The sequence below is a fragment of the Luteitalea sp. genome, assembly GCF_044337415.1.
Lineage (GTDB): Bacteria > Acidobacteriota > Vicinamibacteria > Vicinamibacterales > Vicinamibacteraceae > Luteitalea.
The window spans coordinates 1-23,477 of the sequence record NZ_JBIINP010000014.1 but is presented as its reverse complement, the minus strand read 5'-3'; the positions used below and the strand labels follow the sequence as shown (position 1 = coordinate 23,477).

The following is a 23,477-nucleotide window of genomic DNA, read 5'->3' as shown; positions in this document are numbered from 1 at the left end:
TGGTCGAGACGGGTCCATGAACGGACCGGCCCCGGCAGGCGTCCTACCTTCCGCGGGCGGATGAGCCGCGCCGTATACTTTCCCGATGCCCCTCGATATCGCCGCCGTCCAGGCGAGTCTCGCTGCCGCTGCCCTCGATGGCTGGCTGCTGTACGACTTCCACGGCTCCAATCCCATCGCCCAGTCGGTGGCCGGCATGATCGGCGCCCCGAAGATGACCACCCGCCGGTGGTACTACTTCATCCCGGCCCACGGGGAGCCGCAGGGCCTGGTCCACGCCATCGAGCGGCACAACCTCGACCACCTCCCGGGCACGATGCGGCCCTATGCCGGCCGGCGCTCGCTCGACGAAGGGCTCGATGCCCTCCTGGCGGGCAGTCGTCGGATCGCGATGGAATACTCGCCGGGCTGCAACATCCCGTACCTGTCGCGCGTCGACGCCGGCACGCTCGAGTCCGTGCGGCAGCGGGGCGTCGAAGTCGTCTCGTCGGGCGACCTCGTGCAGCAGTTCGAGGCAGTCTGGTCGGCGGCGCAGATTGCCACGCACGAAGCCGCGTCAGCCTCGCTCTACCGCATCAAGGACCGCGCCTTCGACGTGCTGCGGCAGGTCGCGGCCGGCGCCCTCCAGACCACCGAGTACGCCCTGCAGCAGCAGATGGTGGGCTGGTTTGCCGAGGAAGGTCTCGTCAGTTCGGACCCGCCGGTCGTGGCGGTGATGGCCAACGCCGGCAATCCGCACTACCTCCCGACGGCCGCGGTGCACCAGCCGATTGGCCGCGACCAGCTCGTGCTGCTCGACCTCTGGGGCAAGCAGGCGACGCCGGGGGCCGTCTTTGCCGACATCACCTGGGTGGCCTACACGGGCGCCACGGTGCCGGCCGAGATGGCCAGGGCCTTCGACGCCATCGCCCGGGCGCGCGACGCGGCCGTGGCCGGGGCGCAGGCGGCGCTGGACGGCGGCGGGCACCCGCGCGGGTTCGAGCTCGATGGGGCGGCTCGCGAGGTCCTGATCGGGGCCGGCTACGCCGACGCCATCCTGCACCGCACCGGCCACAGCCTCGGGGAAAGCGTCCATGGAAATGGCGCGCATCTCGACGATTACGAGACGCGCGACGAACGGCAGTTGCTCGACGGCTCCGGGTTCACCATCGAGCCGGGCCTGTACTTCCCGACGTTCGGTGTCCGCACCGAGATCAACGTCGTCATCAGGGGCGCCGAGGCGCGGGTCACGGGCCCGTGCCAGGCCGCCATCACGGCCCTCGCGGGCTGAAGGGTCCGGGCTGCCGCGCCTCCCGCCGGCCGCCCCGCAGTCGCAGGACGCACGGAGACACGCATGTCCACTCGCAAGACCACGCTCTTCTACGCGGTGCTGCTGGCGATCGCCTCGGTGGCGATCGGCATGGTGCTGGCGGCGCGGCTCGACCTGTCGCCCACCTCGTCGGCCCAGCCCCTGACCGCCGCGCCACCGGCCAACAGCGCGCCCATCACCGGGACCGTCGACGCGACCACCTTCCGCACCATCGCGCGCGAGGTGTCGCCGGCCGTCGTCAACATCCGCACGGAGTCGACCCCCCGCACCGACGAGCTGACCGAGTTCTTCGGCGGCGAGGACTTCCTGCGGCGCTTCATGCCGGAAGGACAGCAGCCCGGCCAGGGCAACCGGCAGCGCCAGCGGCAGCGCCAGCAGCCGCAGTCGCAGGGCGCCGGCACCGGCTTCATCATCGACGCGGCCGAGGGCCTCATCCTCACCAACAATCACGTGGTCGAGAACGCCAACAAGATCCACGTGGCCTTCTTCGGCGACGAGGATGACGTCGAGTTCGAGGCCAAGATCGTCGGCCGCGACCCGCTCACCGACAGCGCGCTGATCCAGTTGCTCAAGAAGCCGGCCATGCCGCTCCATCAGGTGAAGTTCGGCGACTCGGACCAGATGCAGCCCGGCGACTTCGTGGTCGCCATCGGCAACCCCTTCAACATGAACCACACGGTCACGGTCGGCGTGGTCAGCGCCCTCGGTCGGCCGTTCCCGGTCGCGCCGCAGCGCAGCGTCAACATGCTGCAGACCGACGCCGCCATCAACCCCGGCAACTCGGGTGGCCCGCTGCTCAACGTGCGCGGCGAGGTCATCGCCATCAACACCGCCATCCTGAGCGACCGCGCCCAGGCGTCCAACATGGGCATCGGCTTCGCGGTGCCGATCAACCTCGTGCGCGAGCTCGTGCCGCAGCTGCGGACCGGCAAGGTCACGCGCGGCATGATCGGCGTGCAGATCCAGGGCATCGACGCCCAGGCCTTCGAGGACTACGGCCTCACGAGCCGGTCGGGCGCCCTGGTGTCGGTCGTCGCCCCCGGCGGCCCGGCGGCCAAGGCCGGCCTCAAGCCGCTCGACGTCATCGTCGAGTTCAACGGCAAGGCCGTGAAGAACCGCGACCAGCTGGTGGACATGGTCACGCGGACCCGCCCGGGCACCACGGTGCCGCTGCGCGTGGTGCGTGATGGCAAGAACACGCCGCTCAGCGTGACCATCGGCGAGCTCGACCTCGAGGCCGAAGCGGGCACGACCGAGGAGGAGAGCGCCGTCGAGGAGAGTGCCGGCTTCGGCATCGGCCTCGAGGACGTCACGCCCGACATCGCACGGCGGCTCGAGTTGCCGCGCGCCACGGGCGGGGCGATCGTGACCGAGGTCGATCCCGGCAGCGCGGCCGCCGAGGGCGGGCTGCGTCGCTTCGACGTGATCACGCAGATCAACGGACAGCCGGTCACCAGCGCCGCCGATGCGAGCAAGAAGCTCCAGGCGATCGCCAGTGGGCGCCTGGCGCGCCTCCTCGTGCTGCGCAGCGGGCAGGAACTCGGGCTCGCCATCCGCAAGGAATAAGTGGTCGAGCGCGAGATCAAGCTCGAGTACCCCTCCATCGAGGCCGCGCGCGTCGCCATCGGCGCGCTCGGCCTCCCCTTGCGTCATCCCCGTCGCCTGCAGGACGACGCCCTCTACGACACGCCGGAGGGCAGCCTCCGCGGCAAGGGGTGCGCCCTCCGCCTGCGCCTCGACGACGGCTACCCGATCGTCACCTTCAAGGGCACGCCCGTGCCCGGCCCGATGAAGGTCCGCCCGGAGTTCGAGACCGCCACCGCAGACGCGGCCATGACTCGCGCCATCTTCGAGGCACTCGGCTACCAGATGGCCTTCCGATACCAGAAGTACCGCGAGGAGTTCGGCGACGAGACCTGCGTGGTCGCCGTCGACGAGACGCCCGTGGGTGTGTTCGTCGAACTCGAGGGCCAGGAAGCGCGCATCACCGCGCTGGCCGAGGCGCTCGGGGCGACGCCCGACCGCTACATCACCGCGTCGTACGCGCGCCTGCACGGCGAGCGCCGCGCGGCACTGGGGCTCGGGCCCCACATGCTCTTCCCCGCATGACGGCCTGGCCGCCGCCGGCGCTCGTGCTCACGGCCGGCCTCGGCACGCGCCTGCGCCCGCTCACGGACCTGCGCGCCAAGCCCGTCATGCCGGTGGGCGACGACACGCTGGTCGGCATCATCCTGCGACGGCTGGCCTCCGAAGGCATCACGGACGCCGTGCTGAACCTCCACCACCTGCCGGAGACCATCGCACGCGAGGTCGGCGACGGGTCACAGTACGGCCTGCGCGTCCGCTACTCGTGGGAACAGCCCGTGGTGCTCGGGTCGGCCGGCGGGCCGCGTCACGCGCTGCCCCTGATCGACGGCGACACGCTGCTGATCGTCAATGGCGACACGCTGTGCGACATCCCGCTGCGTGCCGTGTGGGACGCGCATGTCGCCCACGACGCGCAGGTCACGATGGGGCTCATGCCGCATCCGGCGCCAGGGCGCTACGGTGGCGTCACGATGGACGTGCCCGTCCCGGCGCCGGGGCCGAGGACGCCCGCCGCGCGGTGCCCCCAACTGGCCGACGGCGTCGTCACGGGCTTCGTGCCCCGGTCCAGCAGCGCACCGAGCGTGCACTTCCCCGGCGTCCAGATCGTGCAGCGATCGGTGCTGGCGGACCTGGCCGACCACGTGCCTGCCGAAAGCGTGGCCGGCATCTACCCTCGCCTCATGGCCACGCACCCCGGAGCCGTCCGCGGCGTGGTGTTCGACGCGCGCTTCGACGACGTGGGCACGGTGGACGACTATCGGCGCACGTGTCGCGCCCAGGCCGCCGACGCGCAGGGCAACGTCATCGCGCACACCGCGACGGTGGCCCCGTCGGCGACGCTGCGCCACTGCATCGTGTGGCCCGGCGCCCACGTGCCCGCCGACTGCGTGCTCGATGGCGTGATCGTGACCGGCGCCCATCCCCTGCCGCAGGGGACCCACCTGCGCGACGGCATCGCGTAAGCGACTCGCCAGCCATCGCCGAGCGGCGCTCGGGCCTCTCGTCCTGGTTCCCTTGCGGCTTCAGCCTTCAGCCTTCGCCCTGAGCCTTGAGCCCTGAGCCATGCCCCGGGCGTCGCGGACGCGCGCGTCCGCGACGCCTGTTACCATGCTTCGCGCGTCCGGCGGGCGGGCGCTTCGACAGGACGTGCTGGTGGCTGATTCGTTCCAGGATCGCGTGGAGCAGTATCTCGGGAGAAGCGGGCAGCGCGCGCGCGGCGTACGCGTGGTGCCGCTGACGGGCGATGCCTCCGATCGTCGCTACTTCCGGCTGATTTCGCCCGAAGGCCAGACGATGGTGCTGGCCGCCTACCCGGCGGCCTTCGACGAGACACTGCCCTTCCTGAACGTGACCCGGCTGCTCGACCAGATGCCGGTGCCGGTGCCGGACATCCTGGACGAGGCCCCGGATCTCGGCCTGTTGCTGCTCGAGGACCTCGGCGACGTGACGCTGCAGGCGCATCTCGGCCTGGCGACCTCCGAGGAGCACGGCCGGCTGTACCGCGAAGCCGTGCGCCTGATCGCGGCGCTCCAGAGCCGCGGCGCCGAGTTGGCTTCGGACGCGTACCTCCCGTACGGCATTGCCTTCGACGAGGCGAAGCTGGGCTGGGAGATGGACTTCTTCCTGAAGCACTACCTGCTCGGCTATCGGGGCGTCCAGCTCGACGAGGGCACGCACACGGCCATCCGCGCGGAGTTGAAGCTGCTCGTGGAGCGACTCGCGGCGGAGCCTCGCGTGCTGTGCCACCGCGATTACCACAGCCGCAACCTGATGCTGCACAGCCAGCGGCTGTACCTGATCGACTATCAGGACGCCCGCCTCGGCCCCGACACGTACGACCTCGCCTCGCTGCTACGCGACTCGTACGTCGACCTGTCGGACTCGACGGTCAACTGGTTGCTGGCCTACTTCCTGGCGCTGACCGGCCGGCCGGAAGCGGAGGCCGAGTTCCGCGAGCGGTTCGACGTCATGTCCCTGCAGCGCAACCTCAAGGCCCTGGGTACGTTCGGGTACCAGACCACAGCCAAGCAGAACCCGGTATACATCCAGTACATCCCCCGGACGCTGCGCTACGTCCGCACGAACCTGGCGCGCTACCGCCAGTTTGGCCGCCTGCACGACCTGCTCGCGGCCCACGTGGACGAACTCAAATAGAAGGGCCACGGGCTGCAGGCTGCAGGCTACCTGCAGGCAGCCTGTCGCCTGTAGGCTGTAGCCTATTCCCGTGGACTTCGGCCTCTCCACCCATCTCTTCCATGCTGAGCGCCTGGGGCCGGGACATCTCGAGGCCATGGCGGCCGAGGGCTTCTCGGCTGTCGAGGTCTTCGCCACGCGCTCGCACGTCGACTACCACGACGCGCAGGTCGGCCGCGACCTTGCCGCCTGGTGCGCGTCGGCTGGCGTCCGCCTGCACAGCGTGCACGCGCCCATCACCGAGTTCCTGCACGGCACGACCTGGGGCCCGCCCATCTCCACGGGCACCGCGTCGGCCGCACAGCGGGCCCGGACCATCGACGAGTGCACCAGGGCCCTGGCGCTCGCCGAGGTGGCGCCCTACGAGCACCTGGTGCTGCATCTCGGCGTGCCGGACGAGTACGCCCCGCCGACCGGCGACAACCAGCGCGATGCGGTGCTCCGGACGCTCGAGGCCCTGATTCCCGTCGCCGAGCGGGTGGGCGTGCGCATCGCCGTCGAGGTGATTCCCAACGCCCTGTCCACGGCGCGACAACTGGTGCGCCTGATCGAGGACGAGGAGCTGCCCCACCTCGGGATCTGCCTCGACGTCGGCCACGCCCGCCTGCAGGGCGACGTGGTCGACGCGCTCGAGACCGTGGCCGGCTACCTGGTGACCACGCACCTGCACGACAACCGCGGCCGGTCGGATGACCACCTCGTGCCCTTCGAGGGCGTCATCGACTGGGGGGAACTGCTGATCGGCTTCCAGAAGGTCGGGTACGACGGGACGCTGCTGTTCGAACTGGCCGCCGGCGCCGATGGCGCAGCGGCGACCCTCCGCCGCGCCGGTGCCGCCCGCCGCCGGATGGAATCGCTGCTCGGCCTCGACTTCGCCTTCAGCGAGGACTGACGCCCCGAGAGGCGTCCCTACCGGATTTCGGCGTTTCCTGCGATCCTGTCTGTCGGACTTATGCCGCCTGTTGCCTACATTCAGGACATCGCCCAGTTCGACGGCCAGGACGTGACCCTCCGGGGGTGGCTGCACAACCGCCGCTCCAGCGGGAAGATCCACTTCCTCATCGTGCGCGACGGCACGGGCTTCATCCAGGTCGTGATGTCCAAGGCCGACATCGGCGAGGAACTGTTCGCCAAGGCCGACCACCTCTCCCAGGAGACCTCGATCATCGTCACGGGCAAGGTCCGCGCCGATGCGCGGGCCAAGGGGGGCTACGAGCTGACCGGCACCGGGTTCGAGGTCGTCGGCGACTCGGTGGACTACCCGATCACGCCGAAGGAACACGGCGTCGACTTCCTGATGGACCGGCGGCACCTGTGGATCCGGTCGCAGCGCCAGCACGCGATCCTGCGGGTGCGCCACGAGATCATCGATGCCGTCCGCGACTTCTTCAACAGCCGCGGCTTCATCCTCGCCGACACGCCCATCTTCACGCCGTCGGCCTGCGAAGGCACGACCACGCTGTTCCCGGTCAAGTACTTCGACGACGGGACGGCGTACCTCACGCAGAGCGGCCAGCTGTACAACGAGGCCAACGCGATGGCGCTCGGCAAGGTCTACGCCTTCGGGCCGACCTTCCGCGCCGAGAAGAGCAAGACCCGCCGCCACCTGACCGAGTTCTGGATGGTCGAGCCCGAGGTCGCCTACGCCAACCTCGACGACACGATGTCGCTCGCAGAGCAACTCGTGGAATCGGTGGTCTCGCGCGTGCTCGACAAGCGCCGCGCCGAGCTCGTGCAGCTCGAGCGCGACACGAGCAAGCTCGAGACGGTGAAGACGCCGTTCCCGCGCATCTCCTACGACGAGGGCATCGAGCGGCTCAAGGCGGCCGGCCTGCCCGTCGAGTGGGGCGGCGACTTCGGCGGCACCGACGAGACCGTGCTCTCGGACCAGTTCGACCGGCCCGTGATGGTGCACCGGTACCCCGCGGCCGTGAAGGCGTTCTACATGAAGCCGGATCCGGAGCGCCCCGAACTCGCCCTGGGCGTCGACGTGCTCGCACCCGAAGGCTACGGCGAGATCATCGGCGGCGGCGAGCGCCTCGCGGACTACGACCTGCTCCTGCAGCGCATCAAGGACCACGACCTGCCGCAGGAAGCCTTCGACTGGTATCTCGACCTGCGACGCTACGGGTCGGTGCCGCACGCCGGCTTCGGCATGGGCATCGAGCGCGTCGTCGCCTGGATCTGCGGCCTCGAGCACGTCCGCGAGACGATTCCGTACCCGCGGATGCTGTACAGGCTGTACCCGTAAACAGCCCGGGTGCCGGGTGCCGGGTGCCGGGTGCCGGGTGCCGGGTGCCGGGTGCCGGGTACTGGCTACCGGGCAGCGCCTTCTCCCCTGGCATGAGACATCAGGCATGACGCATGGCGCTCGTCAAGCGTTGGGCTCAAGCGTTAAGCGTTAAGCGTTAGGCGTCAATGAAGATTGGACTGGTTTCCCTCGGTTGCCCCAAGAACCTCGTCGACTCGGAGGTGATGCTGGGGCTCGCCGAACGCGCGGGGCATGAGATCACCGGGGACGCGGCCGACGCCGACGTGCTCGTGGTGAACACGTGCGCCTTCATCGACTCGGCCAAGCAGGAATCGATCGACACCATCCTCGAGATGGCGCAGCACAAGACGGGCGGCCGCGCCCGCCGGTTGGTCGTGACCGGCTGCCTCGCCGAGCGATACCGCGAGGAACTGCGGGAGCAGATCCCCGAGATCGATGCCGTGCTCGGCACCGGCGAGGTCGACGCCATCGTGGGCGCCCTCGAGGGGCAGTCGCCTGCGGCACCGGGCAGTGCCGCGCCGGTGGGGCTGTTCGCCCGCGGCGCCGACGGGTCGGCGCAGCCGCTGAGTGCGCGGCACCGCGACGCCGACGCGCCCCTGCCGACCTACCTCTACGACGCGGCCACGCCGCGCCGGCTGACCACGCCGGGCCACTACGCCTACGTGAAGATCGCCGAAGGGTGCGACTACAACTGCGCCTTCTGCATCATCCCGAAGCTGCGCGGGGCCTACCGGAGCCGCGACGAGGCCTCGGTGGTGGCCGAGGCGCGCGCGCTCGCCGCTCGGGGGGTGAAGGAACTGCTGCTGGTCTCGCAGGACACCACGTTCTACGGCATCGACCGCGACCGGCAGGACCGCGGCGCGCTCGGCCGCCTGCTGCGCGCCCTGAACGCCATCGAGGGCCTGGAGTGGATTCGCCTCCTGTACCTCTACCCCACCACGATCACGGCCGAGACCATCGAGGCGATGGCCGCCTGCGAGAAGGTGGTGCGGTACATCGACCTGCCGCTGCAGCACGCGGCGGCGGCGATGCTCAAGCGCATGCGGCGCCCGGGCACCCGCAAGAGCTACGAGGCGCTGCTCGGCAACCTCCGCCACGCCCTGCCCGGCGTCACCCTGCGGACCACCTTCGTCGTCGGCTTCCCTGGCGAGACCGAGGCCGACGTCGACGAGCTCGTGGACTTCATCAAGACCATCGAGTTCGACCACGTGGGCGTCTTCACCTACTCGCACCAGGAGGGCACCGCGGCGGCCAGCCTCGACGATGACGTGCCGGAGGCGGTGAAGCGGAAGCGGCAGAAGCGGGTGATGCAGGTGCAGCAGCGCATCGTGGCACGGCGCCAGAAGGCGCGGATCGGCCAGATGGTGCGCGTGGTGGTGGACGGCCCGTCGAAGGAGCACGACCTCGTGCTCCAGGGCCGGCTGCCCGGCCAGGCGCCCGAGGTGGATCCGGTCGTGTTCTTCACCGACTGCGACCCGACGGAGTTCCCGCCCGGGACCTACGTGGACGCCGAGGTGGTGGATGCGGCGGGCTACGACCTCATTGTCAGACCAGTAGAAGCGCTGACCTTGTAATCCCGCGATGCCGCGATGCCCGTCGTCCCGGGCCTTCCGCGCGGCCCCGAAACCGTGGTACAGTCCACGATTGGAGTTCAGGCTACCCTTCCGGAGTGGGCCGCTTTGCCCACTCTTTGTGTTTCAGGGGTCGCCGTCTCGTCGACTGTGACAACCGACACGCGCCTGGAGCGCGTCCGGACCGCGGCAGACCGCGTCGCCGGATCCAGCGGCCTCGACATCTTCGACATCCAGCTGCGGCGGGAGTCGAGTGGCTGGGTGCTGCGTGTCGTCATCGATCGGCCGCTGCAGCGCGATGCCGACGGTGCCGTGGTCGTGGAGACGCCGGAGCAGTCCATCGGCATCGAGGACTGCCAGCGGGTGAGCACGGACCTGAGCACGATTCTCGATGTGGAGGACGTGCTCGACCACGCCTATACCCTCGAGGTGTCGTCACCGGGCCTCGACCGCCCGCTGCGGCACGCCGACGACTACCGGCGGTTCAGCGGACGGCTCGCGAAGCTGGTGGTGCCGGCCGGGGTCGAGGGCCAGACGCATTTCGAAGGCCGGATTGCCGGTGTCGAGGACGAGGCCGTCATCCTGCAGGTGGGCCGTCGCAAGGAGCGACGGATTCCGCTTGCGGCGATCAGTCGGGCCCGTCTCGAGGTGGAGTTCTAGACGCGATGAGTACCAATCCGCTCGTGCAATCGATCGAGACGCTCGCCAAGGAGCGAGGGATCGATCCGGCCATCGTCATCACGGCGATCGAGGAGGCCGTGCTCACCGCCTCGCGCAAGTCCTACGGCAAGGACGGCGAGAACCTGAAGGCCCGCCTGAACTACGAGACGGGCGAGGTCGAGCTGCTGGCCGTGAAGAAGGTCGTGGAGACCGTCGAGAACCCCGCGATCGAGATCTCGCTGGGCGACGCCCAGGACATCTACCGGGTCTACGGCGAGGAATACGCGGCGGGCATCGAGCTCGAGGACGAGATCGAGTTCCCGAAGAGCAAGGAAAAGCTCGGGCGCATCGCGGCGCAAACGGCCAAGCAGGTCATCTTCCAGAAGGTCCGCGAGGCCGAGCGGCGCAACGTGTTCGACGAGTTCTCGTCGCGCGTCGGCGAGGTGGTGACCGGCATGGTCAAGCGCTTCGAGCAGGGCGACATCATCGTCGAGCTCGGGCGCATCGAGGCCAGCCTGCCCCGCAAGGAGCAGTCCCGCGCCGAGAACTACGCCATCGGCGACCGCGTGCGGACGGTGATCAAGAACGTCAACGAGAACCTGAAGGGGCCGCAGGTCATCCTGTCGCGCACCGACCCGGCGCTGCTCGTGAAGATGTTCGAGCAGGAAGTCCCGGAGATCTACGACGGCACCGTGATGATCCGCGGGGCCGTGCGCGAGTCGGGCGATCGCGCCAAGGTGGCCGTGTACAGCCGTGAGCGCGACGTCGACCCGGTCGGCGCCTGCGTCGGCATCAAGGGCACCCGCGTGCAGGCCATCATCCGGGAACTGCGGGGCGAGAAGATCGACATCGTCGAGTTCTCGGAGGATCCCGTCGAGTTCGTCACCAACGCCATCAGCCCCGCGCGCGTCCAGCGCGTGACCATCCTGGACGACCAGGAGCGGGTGATGGAGGTGGTGGTCGAGGACAAGCAGCTCTCGCTCGCGATCGGCAAGAAGGGCCAGAACGTGCGGCTCGCCGCCAAGCTGACCGGCTGGAAGATCGACATCAAGAGCGAGGAAGAGAAGCGCAAGGAAGTCGAGGCCCAGCTCGCCGGGTTCGACTGGAATGCCGTGGCCGAGGGCCAGGCCGAGGTGCCGCTGACCGGCGCCGCTGCGATGGACGCGCTGTTCGACCCCAACATGGGCGTCGAGGCCGCGACCGAGCAGGCCGAGGCCACGACCGCCACGCCGGGAGCCGATGCGCTCCCGGGGGATGCCTCGCCGATGGACTTCGAAACGGGTCCGGGCAGCGACGCGGAACCGCCGCAAGAGTCGTAGTACTCGTACGCCCCGTGGGGGCGTCGCGAGAGAAGGGCCGACCGGGGCCAAGGGCACGGTCGGAGGCAGGCCTAGAACGAAGGGGACACGTTGTCGACTGTCCGGATCTACAAAGTCGCGGAACTGCTGAATGCTCCCAGCCAGGAGGTCATGGACCTCCTGAAGGTGGAGGCAGGCATCGAGGTGCGTTCGGCCTCGAGCACCATCGAAGAGGTGGTGGCCAGGCAGTTCGTGGAGCGCCATGCGCGCAAGCGCAACATTGCGCTCCCGCCCGCGGCGCAGATGTTCAACGAAGGTCCTGCGGCACGGCCCGTGGGCAAGAAGCCCGGTCCGGGCGGAAAGGCTCCCGCCGCGCCGGAGCCCCCCAAGCCGGCCCCGCTGCCCCCGCCGCGCCTCGTGAAGGCGCTCAAGGTGCCGGGAGCGCCAGTGGCGCCCCTGTCCGGCTCCGAGGTCGTCGCCCCGGCCGCGGCATACGTCCCGAACGAGGCGCCCCCGGCGCCGGTCGAGACAGCGCCCGCCCAGGTGCCTGAGCCGGTGGCGCCGAGCGCGCCGGCGGTGCCGGCGGCCTCGGCACCGGCGCCCGAATCGATCGCGCCGCCACCCGCGCCCGTCGAGGCGGTCGCCGTCGCCAGTGAACCTGCAGCGCCCGCCGAGCGGGAGGCCCCCGCGCCTCCGGCCGGGGCGGACGCGCCGGTCGCACCTGCCCCGGTCGCCGAACCGGTGGTCCCGGCGGCCGCGGCAGCGGCACCGTCGTCCCCGGAGGACGACCAGGACCCGAGCCGCATGGTGCCGCCGTCGATTCGCCTGCGTGTCGAGGATCCCAACCGCCCGGTGACCGCCCCGCCGATGCGCCCGGCGCGCCCGGCGGCACCACCGGTGCCTCCGCCCGTCCGGCGCCCTGCGCCGGTCGGCGGCCCGGCTGGCCCCGCCGGCCCGGCAGGCCCGCCGCGCCCGGCCTCATCAGGCCCGCGTCCGCTCCCCCCTGGGGCGGCGCTGCCTGGAGGCCCGCGCCCGCTGCCGACGCAGCCGATCCGCTCGCCGCTGCCTCAGACGGCACGCCCGAGCTACCAGCCCACGTTCGCCCCCCTCGGCCGCGCCCCAGGCGTCGTCGGTCCTGGTGGACGTCCGTTCGGAGGCCCTCCAGGACAGCCGGGCCAGCCCGGACAGCGCCCGGGCGCCGCGCAGTTCCCGCGACCGGGCCAGCCCGGTGGCGGTCCCGGTGGCTATCGCCCCGGCGGTGCGCCTGGCGGGCATCGTCCCCGCCCCGGCGGCCGCAGTGGCGGCAGCCGCACCCGTGGTCCGCGTCTCGAGCAGCCCATGCAGTCCGGGCCGGCGGCGCCGCCGCCGATCACGCGGATCATCACCCTCGCCGAGGGCATGACCGTCAAGGACCTGGCCGACAAGCTCGAGGCCAAGGTGAAGGACGTGATGCGCGTCATCCTCGAGCAGGGCATGCGCATGACGATCAACAGCACCCTCGACGCCGACACGGCCACGATGCTCGCGCGCCAGTTCGGCGCGGAGGTCGAGGTGCGCACGTTCGAGGAAGAGATCGTCGAGTTCGAGGAGGGCACCAGCAACCCGGAGGACCGCGTCAGTCGCGCGCCGGTCGTCACGGTGATGGGCCACGTCGACCACGGCAAGACGACGCTGCTCGACAGCATCCGCACGACGCGGGTCGCCGAGCGCGAAGCGGGCGGCATCACGCAGCACATCGGGGCCTACGCGGTCGAGCTGAACGGTCGCAAGATCGTGTTCCTCGACACGCCGGGTCACGCGGCGTTCACCACGATGCGTGCACGCGGCGCGAAGGTCACCGACGTGGTGGTCCTCGTGGTCGCGGCCGACGACGGCGTCATGCCGCAGACGCGTGAGGCGATCGACCACGCGCGGGCGGCCAAGGTGCCAATCATCGTGGCGATCAACAAGGTCGACAAGCCGGACTCGAACCCCGAGCGCGTCATGCGCGAGTTGTCCGAGGTCGGGCTGCTGGCCGAGGCCTGGGGCGGCGACACGGTGATGGTGCCGGTCTCGGCCAAGGCCAAGCAGAACCTCGACACGCTGCTCGAGATGATCCTGCTGGTCACCGAAATCGGCGAGCACAAGGCCAACGCCTCGCGCAATGCCTCGGGCACGGTGCTCGAAGGCAAGCTCGATCGCGGGCGCGGCCCGGTGGCCACGGTGCTCGTGCAGGACGGCACGCTGCACGTGGGCGACACGGTGCTGGTCGGGACGATCGTCGGCAAGGTGCGCGCGTTGCAGGACGACCGCGGTCGTTCGGTGCGCGAGGCCGGCCCCTCCACCCCGGTCGAAGTGCTCGGCCTGGGTGGCGTGCCGACACCTGGCGACACGTTCCAGGCCGTCGAGGACGTGGCCAAGGCCCGCCAGATCGCGATGTTCCGCGAGGAGCAGGCCAAGGCCAAGTCGCTCGGCGCCAAGGGCGGTCGCATGACGCTCGAGTCGCTCCAGAAGCACATCGCCGAGGGCGACGTGAAGGAGCTGGCGCTCATCATCAAGGCCGACGTGCAGGGCTCGGCCGAGGTGCTGGCCGACTCGCTCCAGAAGCTGGGCGACGACCGCATCAAGGTGCGCGTACTCAGCTCCGGCGTCGGCGCCATCAACGAGTCGGACGTGCTGCTCGCCACCGCATCGGAAGCCATCATCATCGGCTTCAACGTGCGGCCGGACCGCAACGCCGAATCGGTGGCCGATCGCGAGAAGGTGGACATCCGCCTCCACTCGATCATCTACAACGTCACCGACGAGATCCGCGCCGCGATGGCGGGCATGCTGGCCCCCACCATCAAGGAGAACCGGATCGGCATGGCCGAGGTGCGCGAGGTGTTCCGCGTGCCGAAGGCCGGCACGGTGGCCGGCTGCTTCGTCACCGAGGGCGTCATCCGCCGCTCGGGCGACGCTCAGGCCCGGCTGCTGCGCGAGGGCGTGGTCATCCACACCGGCAAGCTGAGCTCGCTGCGGCGCTTCAAGGACGACGTGTCGGAGGTCAAGAACGGCCTCGAGTGCGGCATGACGTTCGAGCGCTACAACGACGTCAAGGCCGGCGACACCATCGAGGTGTTCGTCACCGAGGAAATCGCGGTCGTCATCCCGGGCTGACGCCCGGCGGCGCCGGGCGTCAGCCCGGAATGCCGCGATGCTGCGATGCCGCGAATGCCGAAGGGGCCAAACCCTTCGGCATTCGTCGTTTCTGGCCCGCTTGGCCTTCCCGACGTCTTCCTGCTTCCTTCCGCCCTGCCGTGCCTTCGCGGCATTTCCGGCATTCCGGCATCGCAGCATTTGTACAATGCAGGAATGCAAGGTTCAGGTTCCCGCGCCGAGCGCATCGCCGACCACATCAAGGACGAGGTCAGCCAGTTGCTGTCGTTCGAGGTGAAGGACCCGGCGATCGGCCTGCTCACGGTCACGCACGTCAAGATGACGAGCGACATGGGCCTGGCCCACGTGTACTACACGCTGGTCGGCGACGAGGCCGAGCGCCGCAAGACGGCCAGGGCACTCGAGCGTGCCACGCCGTTCGTGCGCCGCCGGCTGACCGAGAGCATGAACATGCGCCGGGCCCCCGAGGTGAAGTTCCACTACGACGAGAACCTGGAGCGCCAGGAACGCGTCGAGACGCTGCTGCGCGAGATCGCCAGCGAGCGCGCCGAACGGGAAGCCCGCGAGCGCGCCGAGGCCACGCCCGATGACCACGCTGAGTGACGTCGCCGTGCCCGCGGCCCTCGTCGAGGCGCTACGGGACGCCGGCCCGGTCCTGATCTGCGGCCACGCGCGCCCCGACGGCGACTCGCTCGGGTCGGTAATGGCGATGGCCATCGCGCTGCGCCGGCTCGGGCGGCCGGTGCGCACCCTGTGCAGCGACCCCGCGCCGGCGCCCTTCCTCGTGTTCCCGCACATGGACACGCTCGAGATCACGCGCGAGGTGGATGCCGCGGGCGCGACCGTCATCGTGATGGAGTCGAGCGCGCTCGGGCGGACCGGTGTGGCCGGATTCGAGCAGGCGAACGCCATCCTCAACATCGACCACCACCTGGGCAACACCGCGTACGGCACCGTCAACTGGTTCGACGAGGGCGCGGCCGCCTGCGTCGAGATGGTGGCCGACGCCATCGACGCGCTCGGCGTGCCGTGGGATGCCGACATCGCCACCTACCTGTACCTGGGGCTGCTCACCGACACCGGCGGGTTCCGCCACTCGCACATCTCGGCGCGCAGCTTCGAACTCGCGCGTCGCTGCGTGCTCGCGGGCGCCGATCCGGTGCACATCGGCCAGGTCGCCTACGACAGCTTCAGCCTCGGTCGGGTGCGCCTGATCGGCGAGCTGCTGCACGGCATGCGGCTCGAGGCGGGCGGACGCCTTGCGGTCCTGACCCTCACCCCCGACGTGCACGTGCGCGCGGGGTCGTCGCCCGACGAGACCGAGGGGCTGATCAACATGCCGTTCACCGCGCAGGAGATTCGCGCGGTGTGCCTGTTGCGCAACGACGAGGACGGCGTCACGCGTGTGAGCTTGCGCTCCAAGGGACTCATCGACGTGCGGGCGGTGGCCCAGGAGTTCGGCGGCGGCGGGCACAAGAACGCCAGCGGCTTCACGGTCGCCGAGTCGCTCGAGGCCGTGGAAGCGCGCCTGCTGCCCCTCGTGCTCGACGCCCTCCGGTGAGCGCCGTGCTCGATGGCGTGCTGGTGGTCGACAAGCCGGCCGGCGTGACGTCGCACGACGTGGTGGCCGTGGTGCGGCGTCGGCTGCCGCGTGGCACGAAGGTCGGGCACACCGGCACGCTGGACCCGTTCGCCACGGGCGTGCTTCCGGTGGTCGTCGGGCGCGCCACCCGCCTCTCGCAGTTCCTCACCGCCAGCCGCAAGCGGTATCGGGCCGACGTGGCCTTCGGTGTCGCCACCGATTCGGGCGATTGCACCGGGGTACCGGTGGCCGAGGCACCGGCGGAGGTTCGCGACCGGATCACGCCGCAGGCGCTCGCGGCAGGACTCTCGGCCGCGGTGGGCACGCATGGCCAGGTGCCGCCGGCCCACTCGGCAAAGAAAGTCGACGGTGAGCGTGCCTACGCGCTCGCCCGGCGCGGGGAGACGGTCGACCTGGCTCCGGTCCCGGTCACGGCGCACGCGGTCACGCTCGTCGAGTGGGATGTCGAGCGCGGGGTGGCCGTGGTGGACCTCGAGACGTCAGCCGGCTACTACGTGCGCAGCTTCGCCCGCGATCTCGGCGACGCCCTCGGCGTGCCAGCGCACCTGGCCGCCCTGCGGCGGACCGGCAGCGGTGTGTTCGACCTCGGTCAGGCCCGCGGCCTGGATGCCGTCGCCCAGTCGAGCGCCGACACCCTGACCGACTGGCTGCTGCCGCTGGCCGCCCTGCTACCCCACCTGCCTGCGCTCACGCTCGACGAGGCACAGGCGCGCGCGGTGCGGCACGGCCTGCCGTTCGCGCCGGCCCCCGGACAGGCTGCGGATGCCTTTCTTGCCGAGCGGGTCCGTCTGCTGGACGACGCCGGCACCCTCGTGGCCCTCGCCGTACCGAGCCGGCAGGCGCGCGGCCTGCTGCACGCCGACATCGTGCTGGCCTGACCCGCCTCAGCGCAGGCGCGGATCGAGCGGGAAGTCCACGACGGCAGTGATCTGGCAGCGACCCGCTGCGGGATGGGCCGGGTTGAGCAGGTAGTTCCACGACTCCGGCGCCATCACCGAGGGCACACGCAGGAGCCCGGTCGCCCGGCTCCGGAGCCAGGCGTCACCAAGGGCTCGCGTGGTCGCGATGTCGTCGCGCCACTGGTACGGCAGCGAGCCGACGTCGGCGACCGCCAGATCTGCCGTGTCGACGCGCAGCCATCGGTACGCCTCGGGGAGCGCGGCCAGTGAGGCCCCCTGGACGAGCATCTCGAGCAGGCAGGACGCCGGGTGATCGGCAAGGTAGACGACCGGCTGGCCCCGTGAGTGCCAGCGCCCGCTCGCGTACAGCCCGCCCGCGCCCGAGAGGTCGGCGTGCTGCGAGATGCGCCAGCAGATCACGCAAACAGGCCGTGCTCGAGGCGCACGAGCGTCTCCTCGACGGCCCGGGCGCCGATCTCGCTCTTCAAGAGGTCGAGGGGCCGGGCACGATTGAGGGACAGGTTGGGCTCGCGGAGCCACGCCCACGCCACCGCCCGGCCGCCCAGCACGGCTTCTGCGGTGGCCAGCATCCGGGCGAGTCGCACGGCGCGTTCGGCCTCTTCCATCGCCAGCGCCTCCCCTCGGGCGCGGCGATGCCGCAGCGTCCGGGGATTGATGACGAGGTCGCCGATCTCCGTGGCGGAGAACCCGGCCTCGAGAAGTTCGTCGAGCACCGACAACGGCAGCGTGCCCGAGACGACGATATCGGCGAGCCGGAGGTCGTCGCGCGGGGGGCGCTCACGAACGACGAGGGACGAGCGCGGCATGATGCCTACTGTAGCACGGCAACACTGCCACCAGCCAGGCAGCGGGCAACCGAGGGACATCGGCTGGCGTGGGGCGACCAGGATCAGCTATCATTCCGAGTTCGCTGGCTCCCGATGGACGGGCGCCATGCACGTCGACGGACCGGTGCCCCACGTGGGTCGACTGGGCCGCTCGCGGAGGAAGCACCGTGGCACTGACGAAGGACCGCAAGACCAACCTCATCGAGGATTTCCGCCAGCACGAGTCCGACACGGGCTCCCCCGAAGTGCAGGTGGCCATCCTGAGCGAGCGCATCACCTACCTGACCGAGCACTTCAAGACGCACGCGAAGGACCACCACTCGCGTCGGGGCCTGCTGAAGCTGGTCGGCCAGCGTCGCCGGTTGCTCGACTACGTCAAGGCCAAGAACACCGACCGCTACGCCCAGCTGATCAAGCGTCTGGGCATCCGCAAGTAGCGAGCCATACCAGGGGACGGAAGCCGTGCTTCCGTCCCTTCGCGTTTGGCGCGCTCAGCGATGGCGCGCGGCTCGTGGCAGGCCCGGCGGCCCCTCCGCCGTGCGGCCCCACTCGCGCGACATCGTCGTACCGCACGCACACCGCCAGGGCAGACAGGTCCCCTGGCACATGACATGACAGGGAACCCCATGCACACGCGCAGTCTCGAGCTCGGTAACCGGGCACTCTCGTTCGAAACCGGCAAGCTCGCCAAGCAGGCCGATGGATCGGTCCTGGTCCGGATGGGCGACACGGTCGTCCTCGTCTCCGCCTGCCACGCCTCCTCGCCCCGGGTCGGCATCGACTTCCTGCCGCTGACGGTCGACTACCGCGAGTTCACGTACGCGTCGGGCCGCATCCCCGGCGGCTTCTTCAAGCGCGAAGGCAAGCAGACCGAGAAGGAAACGCTGACCAGCCGCCTGATCGACCGGCCGATTCGTCCGCTCTTCCCCGCCGGCTGGGCGTTCGAGACGCAGATCATCGCGATGGTGATCTCGGCCGACACCGACTACGACTCCGACGTGCTGGCCGTGACCGGTGCGGGCTGCGCGCTCGCGCTGTCGGAGATGCCGTTCCAGAAGACGATCGCCGGCGTCCGCGTCGGGTACGTCGACGGCGCCTACGTGATCAACCCGACCTTCAAGCAGCGCAAGACCAGCGCCCTCGACCTGATCATCGCCGGCAGCGCCGACGCGATCATGATGGTCGAGGCGGGCGCGCAGGAAGTGCCGGAGGAGACGATGGTCGGCGCGCTCGACGCTGGCCACGAGGCGATCAAGCGGATCGTCGCCACCATCGACGAGCTCGTCGCCGCGACGCCGAAGAAGAAGCTGACGGTGGCCGCCAAGGCGACCGACGCCGCCTTCCAGCAGGAGGTCGAGGACAAGGCGCTGCAGCCGCTCGCCGAGGCCATGCGCCTCAAGGACAAGCTCGAGAACTACAGCCGCGTCGATCAGGTCCAGGCCGAACTCCTCGCCTCGTACCCCGACACCGAAGTCGAGAAGCGGGCCGAGGCCAAGAAGGTCTTCAAGGGCCTCAAGGAGAAGGTGCTGCGCAGCGAGATCCTCGAGCGCGGCCAGCGCCTCGATGGTCGCCGCTTCGACGAGATCCGCCCGATCTGGACCGAGGCGCAGGTCCTGCCGCGCGTCCACGGCTCGGTCGTCTTCACCCGCGGCGAGACGCAGGCCCTGGTCACCGCCACGCTGGGCACCGCCGACGATCAGCAGAAGATCGAGACGATGGACGGCGAGATGTACAAGCGCTTCATGCTGCACTACAACTTCCCGCCGTTCTCGGTCGGGGAGACGGGCTTCATGCGCGGCCCGGGCCGTCGCGAGATCGGCCACGGCGCCCTCGCCGAGCGGGCCCTCGTGCCCGTGATGCCCACCGAGGAGCAGTTCCCCTACACCGTCCGCGTCGTCTCGGACATCCTCGAGAGCAATGGCTCGTCGTCGATGGCCAGCGTGTGCGGCGGGTCGATGGCGATGATGGATGCCGGCGTGCCGCTGCGCGCGCCGGTGGCCGGCGTGGCGATGGGCCTGATCCTCGATGAGGACACCGGCAAGTTCGCGGTGCTCACCGACATCGCCGGCGCCGAGGACCACTACGGCGACATGGACTTCAAGGTGGCCGGCACCGCGGCGGGCATCACCGCGCTGCAGATGGACATCAAGGTGAGCGGCATCACCATGGAGATCATGCGGCAGGCGCTGGCGCAGGCGCGCGAGGGCCGGCTGTTCATCCTCGGCAAGATGGCCGAGACGATCGCCGCGCCGCGCACGCAGACCTCGCAGTGGGCGCCGCGCATCGTGACCATCAAGATCCCGGTCGACAAGATCCGCGACGTCATCGGACCCGGTGGCAAGATGATCCGCAGCATCATCGAGCGCACCGGCGTCAAGATCGACGTCGAGGACGACGGCCGGATCAACGTGGCGAGCAACGACGAGGCGTCGGCCGCGCGCGCGCTGGCGATCATCCAGGAGCTCACCGCGACGCCGGAGATCGGCAAGACCTACATGGGCAAGGTCCAGCGCATCGCCGACTTCGGCGCATTCGTCGAGATCATGCCGGGCGTGGACGGCCTCCTGCACGTGTCGGAGATCGCCCTGCACCGCGTGAAGGACGTGCGCGACGAGCTCAAGGAAGGCGAGCAGCTCCTGGTGAAGGTGCTCAACGTCGACCCGTCGGGCAAGATTCGCCTCAGCCGCAAGGCCCTCCTCCAGGAAGAGCAGCCGAAGGCCGAGTAGGTTCTCGGCAGTCGGGCGTCGGCAGTCGGCAGTCGGAAGGGCGCTTCCCTCACGGGGGTTGCGCCCTTTCTCGTTTCGCCCGACCATGAGTGTCGTCTCACACCGGCGTTGACCGACCCCTCCACCTTCCCTACCCTGCCGACCCTCGTCACCGAGGCAGACGCGCCCGCGCGGGTCGCCGGGGGCGTGGTGCACGATCTCGGCCTCGGCACGCCGCGACGCATCGGGCCCTACACGATCACGGGCGTGCTCGGCACCGGGGGCATGGGCGTCGTGTACCGCGCGACGCAGGAGGAACCCCTCAAGCGGGAGGTGGCCCTCAAGCTGGTGCGCCGCGGGCTGGACACCGACCGGCTGATCGCCCGGTTCGAGGCCGAGCGCCTCGTCCTCGCCCGCATGAACCACTCGGGCGTGGCCCGCGTGTACGACGCGGGCGCCACGGCCGACGGGCGCCCCTACTTCGTGATGGAACTCGTCGAGGGCCTGCCCCTCACCGAGTTCTGCGACGCCCGGTACGCGCCGGTTCACGAGCGCCTGGCGCTGTTCGTGAGTGCGTGCCGCGCCGTACAGCACGCGCACCAGAAGGGCATCGTCCACCGCGACCTCAAGCCGTCCAACATCCTCGTGTCCGACGAGGAGGGTGCGGCGGTGCCCAAGGTGATCGATTTCGGGATCGCCAAGGTCGTCGCCGAGGACGGCCCGGATCGCCACCTGCTGACGCGCGAGGGCCAGTTCGTCGGCACGCCCGAGTACATGAGTCCCGAGCAGGCCGGCGTGCTCGAGGCCGACGTCGACACCCGCGCCGATGTGTACGCGCTCGGCGTCGTCCTCTACGAACTGCTGGCCGGGCGCAAGCCGCACCGCTTCACGTCGGGCACCCGCGACGAGTTGCAGCGCGTCCTCCGCGAGCAGTCGGTGGTACGACCGAGCACCGCTGTGGGCACGCCGCCGCCACGGGCCCGCTTCACGGCGGCGGAGCCCCCCGAGGCCGAGGAATGGCTCGCGATCGCCGTCGCGCGCCAGACGACGCCCGACCGCCTGCGCCGCCTGCTGGCCGGCGACCTCGACACCATCGTGCTCAAGGCGATGGCCTTCGAGCCGACGCGCCGCTACGCCTCGGTCGACCAGTTGGCCGACGACGTCGAGCGCTACCTGCAGGGCCAGCCCGTGCTCGCGCGGCCCGATTCGTGGGTCTACCGGACACGCAAGTTCGTCGGGCGTCACCGACTGGCCGTGGCCGCCGCCGGCGTCGCGGCCGTGCTGCTGGTGGCCTTCTCCGCCATGACCGCCGTCCAGTCGGCGCGCGTGGCCCGTGAGCGCGATCGCGCCGAGCAGGCGCTGGCACGCGCCTCGGCCGTGAACCGCTTCCTCGTGGACATGTTCGGGCAGGCCGACCCGAGGCAGGCACTCGGCGAGCCCATCACCGCCGAGCAGATGCTGGAACGCGCGGCTGCGCGCCTGCAGACGACGATGCGCGACCAGCCGGAGGTGCGCGGCGAACTGCTGCAGTCGCTGGCCGACGTCTACAAGCAACTCGGCAAGTACGACGTGTCCGAGCGCCTCAACGCCGAGGCCGTGGTGATGCGTCGCAGCGGCGACCCGCTCGTCCTGGCCGAGAGCCTCGACGCGCTCGGCGACGTGCGTCGCTACGCCGGCAGGCCCGACGAGGCCGTGGCGCCGCTCGAGGAGGCCCTGGCCATCCGCCGCCGGTTGTTGCCGGCGGTCGACAGGGACGTGGCCGAGACGTACAACAACCTCGGGCTCGTCCGGCAGGCGCAGGGACGCCATGCGGAAGCCGAGGCGCTGCATCGCACCGGCGTCGCCATGTGGGAGCAACTGCAGTCCAGGGAAGAAGGCGAGGATCTCGTGGCGCTCGGGCTCACCAACCTCGGGCGCGCCGTGCGGGCCCAGGGCCGCAGCGAGGAAGCCGCGACGCTCTTCCAGCGCGCCCTCGACATCCGGCGCGCGGTGCTCCCGCCCAACAGCCCGCGGATCGGCAGCAGCCTTGCCTTCCTCGGGCTGACGCGCCTCGACGCCAATCGCCCCGAAGAGGCGCTGGACCTGTTCCGACAGGGTCTCGCCATCCGGCTCGCGACGCTGGGCCCAGAGCACCCGCAGACGCTGCAGTCGCGCGTGCAGGTGGCGCGCGCGTCGTGGAAGTTGGGCGACCTCGCCGCGGTGCGGCGAGAAGCCGAGGCCGTGATTGCGGCCGTCGGTGTCAACCCGAACGCCTCGCCGGGCACGGTCGGCGAGGCGAGGCTGTTGCTGGCACACGCCGCCCATGCGTCCGGCCGGATCCCCGAGGCGCGGGCACATCTCACCGACGCGCGCCGCCTCCTCGCCGCGGAGCGCGGGTCGACGCTTCGACGGGAACTCGAGGCACTGGCGGCCAGCCTGGAGCCACGATGACCGACGCCCCCCTGCTCTCGCGCCGCGACGTGCTGCGCACCGTGGCAGCGCTCACCACTGCCCCGCTCCAGCCCGAGCCCGAGGCGCCGGGCCGCCGCTCGTTCACGGTGGTGGCGCGCAAGTACACGTTCGAGCCGGAAGTCATCGACGTGCGCCGCAACGACGTGGTGCGTCTCACGCTCACCTCGCCCGACATCGCGCACAGCTTCACCGTGGATGCCTATCGCATCCAGAAGCGCGTGCCCCCGGGCGGCAGCGTGACGTTCGAGTTCCGTGCCGACGAGATCGGACGCTTTCCCTTCTACTGCAGCATGCGCGCCGACGAGGGCTGCCAGGACATGCAGGGCGAACTCATCGTCCGGTAGGGCACGGCTGAACCAGGGACAAGGGACGAGTACGCAAGTCACAAGGGGTACAAGGGACACGGGAACAGGACGCAAGGGACCAGCCACGAGCGACACGG

Annotated in this window: 20 protein-coding genes; 18 read left to right on the top strand and 2 right to left on the bottom strand. The window is 70.4% G+C overall.

The annotated features are described in order from the left end of the window. The first annotated feature begins 85 nt into the window (after positions 1-85). From ACIRDX_RS04435 to truB, 14 genes are all read left to right on the top strand, one after another. Positions 86-1,270 (top strand): M24 family metallopeptidase, encoded by a 1,185-nt coding sequence (locus tag ACIRDX_RS04435; protein ID WP_396624193.1) that lies wholly within the window; start codon positions 86-88, stop codon positions 1,268-1,270. A gap of 63 nt (positions 1,271-1,333) precedes the next feature. Then, positions 1,334-2,875 (top strand): trypsin-like peptidase domain-containing protein, encoded by a 1,542-nt coding sequence (locus ACIRDX_RS04430; RefSeq protein ID WP_396624192.1) that lies wholly within the window; start codon positions 1,334-1,336, stop codon positions 2,873-2,875. Next, positions 2,876-3,418, top strand: coding sequence for a class IV adenylate cyclase (locus ACIRDX_RS04425; protein WP_396624191.1), 543 nt, complete (start codon positions 2,876-2,878; stop codon positions 3,416-3,418). It abuts the gene before it with no gap. Then, complete coding sequence (locus ACIRDX_RS04420) at positions 3,415-4,359, top strand: sugar phosphate nucleotidyltransferase (RefSeq protein ID WP_396624190.1); 945 nt, start codon at positions 3,415-3,417, stop codon at positions 4,357-4,359. Before ACIRDX_RS04425 ends, ACIRDX_RS04420 begins: the two co-directional genes overlap by 4 nt. A gap of 145 nt (positions 4,360-4,504) precedes the next feature. Further along, the gene (locus ACIRDX_RS04415) at positions 4,505-5,551 is read left to right on the top strand and encodes an aminoglycoside phosphotransferase family protein (protein ID WP_396624189.1); all 1,047 of its coding nucleotides are present in this window, start codon (positions 4,505-4,507) and stop codon (positions 5,549-5,551) included. Between the two features lie 70 nt (positions 5,552-5,621). Then, positions 5,622-6,482 (top strand): sugar phosphate isomerase/epimerase family protein, encoded by an 861-nt coding sequence (locus ACIRDX_RS04410; protein WP_396624188.1) that lies wholly within the window; start codon positions 5,622-5,624, stop codon positions 6,480-6,482. Positions 6,483-6,542: 60 nt separating this feature from the next. After that, the gene (asnS, locus tag ACIRDX_RS04405) at positions 6,543-7,841 is read left to right on the top strand and encodes an asparagine--tRNA ligase (RefSeq protein ID WP_396624187.1); all 1,299 of its coding nucleotides are present in this window, start codon (positions 6,543-6,545) and stop codon (positions 7,839-7,841) included. 167 nt (positions 7,842-8,008) lie between these two features. Next, positions 8,009-9,436, top strand: coding sequence for a 30S ribosomal protein S12 methylthiotransferase RimO (gene rimO / locus ACIRDX_RS04400; protein WP_396624186.1), 1,428 nt, complete (start codon positions 8,009-8,011; stop codon positions 9,434-9,436). 147 nt (positions 9,437-9,583) lie between these two features. After that, positions 9,584-10,093 (top strand): ribosome maturation factor RimP, encoded by a 510-nt coding sequence (gene rimP / locus ACIRDX_RS04395; protein WP_396624185.1) that lies wholly within the window; start codon positions 9,584-9,586, stop codon positions 10,091-10,093. Between the two features lie 5 nt (positions 10,094-10,098). Next, positions 10,099-11,412: a transcription termination factor NusA gene (gene nusA, locus ACIRDX_RS04390; RefSeq protein WP_396624184.1), complete on the top strand. Its 1,314-nt coding sequence runs from the start codon at positions 10,099-10,101 to the stop codon at positions 11,410-11,412. Positions 11,413-11,502: 90 nt separating this feature from the next. Beyond that, on the top strand, positions 11,503-14,529 hold the full coding sequence (gene infB, locus ACIRDX_RS04385) for a translation initiation factor IF-2 (protein WP_396624183.1): 3,027 nt from the start codon (positions 11,503-11,505) through the stop codon (positions 14,527-14,529). A 195-nt stretch (positions 14,530-14,724) separates the two neighbouring features. Continuing rightward, positions 14,725-15,132, top strand: coding sequence for a 30S ribosome-binding factor RbfA (rbfA, locus tag ACIRDX_RS04380; protein WP_396624182.1), 408 nt, complete (start codon positions 14,725-14,727; stop codon positions 15,130-15,132). After that, a complete protein-coding gene (locus ACIRDX_RS04375) occupies positions 15,116-16,090 on the top strand; it encodes a bifunctional oligoribonuclease/PAP phosphatase NrnA (RefSeq protein ID WP_396624181.1) in 975 nt (324 codons plus the stop codon). The genes rbfA and ACIRDX_RS04375 overlap by 17 nt, the downstream gene beginning before the upstream one ends. Then, positions 16,087-17,010 carry a tRNA pseudouridine(55) synthase TruB gene (gene truB / locus ACIRDX_RS04370; protein WP_396624180.1) on the top strand — a complete coding sequence of 308 codons (924 nt, stop codon included), beginning with the start codon at positions 16,087-16,089 and terminating at the stop codon, positions 17,008-17,010. Before ACIRDX_RS04375 ends, truB begins: the two co-directional genes overlap by 4 nt. Before the next feature lie 6 nt (positions 17,011-17,016). Here the strand turns inward: truB and ACIRDX_RS04365 are convergent, their stop codons facing one another. After that, positions 17,017-17,451: an RES family NAD+ phosphorylase gene (locus ACIRDX_RS04365; RefSeq protein ID WP_396624179.1), complete on the bottom strand. Its 435-nt coding sequence runs from the start codon at positions 17,449-17,451 to the stop codon at positions 17,017-17,019. Further along, positions 17,448-17,858: an antitoxin Xre/MbcA/ParS toxin-binding domain-containing protein gene (locus ACIRDX_RS04360; RefSeq protein ID WP_396624178.1), complete on the bottom strand. Its 411-nt coding sequence runs from the start codon at positions 17,856-17,858 to the stop codon at positions 17,448-17,450. Before ACIRDX_RS04360 ends, ACIRDX_RS04365 begins: the two co-directional genes overlap by 4 nt. Before the next feature lie 188 nt (positions 17,859-18,046). Between ACIRDX_RS04360 and rpsO the strand changes: the two genes are divergently transcribed. The 4 genes from rpsO (at position 18,047) to ACIRDX_RS04340 (ending at position 23,379) form a co-directional block, all read left to right on the top strand. Next, entirely contained in the window at positions 18,047-18,316 is a 270-nt protein-coding gene (rpsO, locus tag ACIRDX_RS04355) for a 30S ribosomal protein S15 (protein WP_239489361.1), read from the top strand. Positions 18,317-18,505: 189 nt separating this feature from the next. After that, a complete protein-coding gene (pnp, locus tag ACIRDX_RS04350; protein WP_396624177.1) occupies positions 18,506-20,605 on the top strand; it encodes a polyribonucleotide nucleotidyltransferase in 2,100 nt (699 codons plus the stop codon). 108 nt (positions 20,606-20,713) lie between these two features. Further along, entirely contained in the window at positions 20,714-23,014 is a 2,301-nt protein-coding gene (locus tag ACIRDX_RS04345) for a serine/threonine-protein kinase (protein WP_396624176.1), read from the top strand. Further along, positions 23,011-23,379, top strand: a complete 369-nt coding sequence (locus ACIRDX_RS04340) for a cupredoxin domain-containing protein (protein ID WP_396624175.1) — start codon at positions 23,011-23,013, stop codon at positions 23,377-23,379. The genes ACIRDX_RS04345 and ACIRDX_RS04340 overlap by 4 nt, the downstream gene beginning before the upstream one ends. The last annotated feature ends 98 nt before the right edge of the window (positions 23,380-23,477 follow it).

Bases quoted from the DNA above. Each gene is read 5' to 3' on its own strand.
- ACIRDX_RS04435 (WP_396624193.1), top strand. From the start codon at position 86: ATGCCCCTCGATATCGCCGCCGTCCAGGCGAGTCTCGCTGCCGCTGCC.
- ACIRDX_RS04430 (WP_396624192.1), top strand. From the start codon at position 1,334: ATGTCCACTCGCAAGACCACGCTCTTCTACGCGGTGCTGCTGGCGATC.
- ACIRDX_RS04420 (WP_396624190.1), top strand. From the start codon at position 3,415: ATGACGGCCTGGCCGCCGCCGGCGCTCGTGCTCACGGCCGGCCTCGGC.
- ACIRDX_RS04415 (WP_396624189.1), top strand. From the start codon at position 4,505: ATGCTTCGCGCGTCCGGCGGGCGGGCGCTTCGACAGGACGTGCTGGTG.
- asnS (WP_396624187.1), top strand. From the start codon at position 6,543: ATGCCGCCTGTTGCCTACATTCAGGACATCGCCCAGTTCGACGGCCAG.
- rimO (WP_396624186.1), top strand. From the start codon at position 8,009: ATGAAGATTGGACTGGTTTCCCTCGGTTGCCCCAAGAACCTCGTCGAC.
- nusA (WP_396624184.1), top strand. From the start codon at position 10,099: ATGAGTACCAATCCGCTCGTGCAATCGATCGAGACGCTCGCCAAGGAG.
- rbfA (WP_396624182.1), top strand. From the start codon at position 14,725: ATGCAAGGTTCAGGTTCCCGCGCCGAGCGCATCGCCGACCACATCAAG.
- ACIRDX_RS04375 (WP_396624181.1), top strand. From the start codon at position 15,116: ATGACCACGCTGAGTGACGTCGCCGTGCCCGCGGCCCTCGTCGAGGCG.
- ACIRDX_RS04360 (WP_396624178.1), bottom strand. From the start codon at position 17,858: ATGCCGCGCTCGTCCCTCGTCGTTCGTGAGCGCCCCCCGCGCGACGAC.
- pnp (WP_396624177.1), top strand. From the start codon at position 18,506: ATGCACACGCGCAGTCTCGAGCTCGGTAACCGGGCACTCTCGTTCGAA.
- ACIRDX_RS04340 (WP_396624175.1), top strand. From the start codon at position 23,011: ATGACCGACGCCCCCCTGCTCTCGCGCCGCGACGTGCTGCGCACCGTG.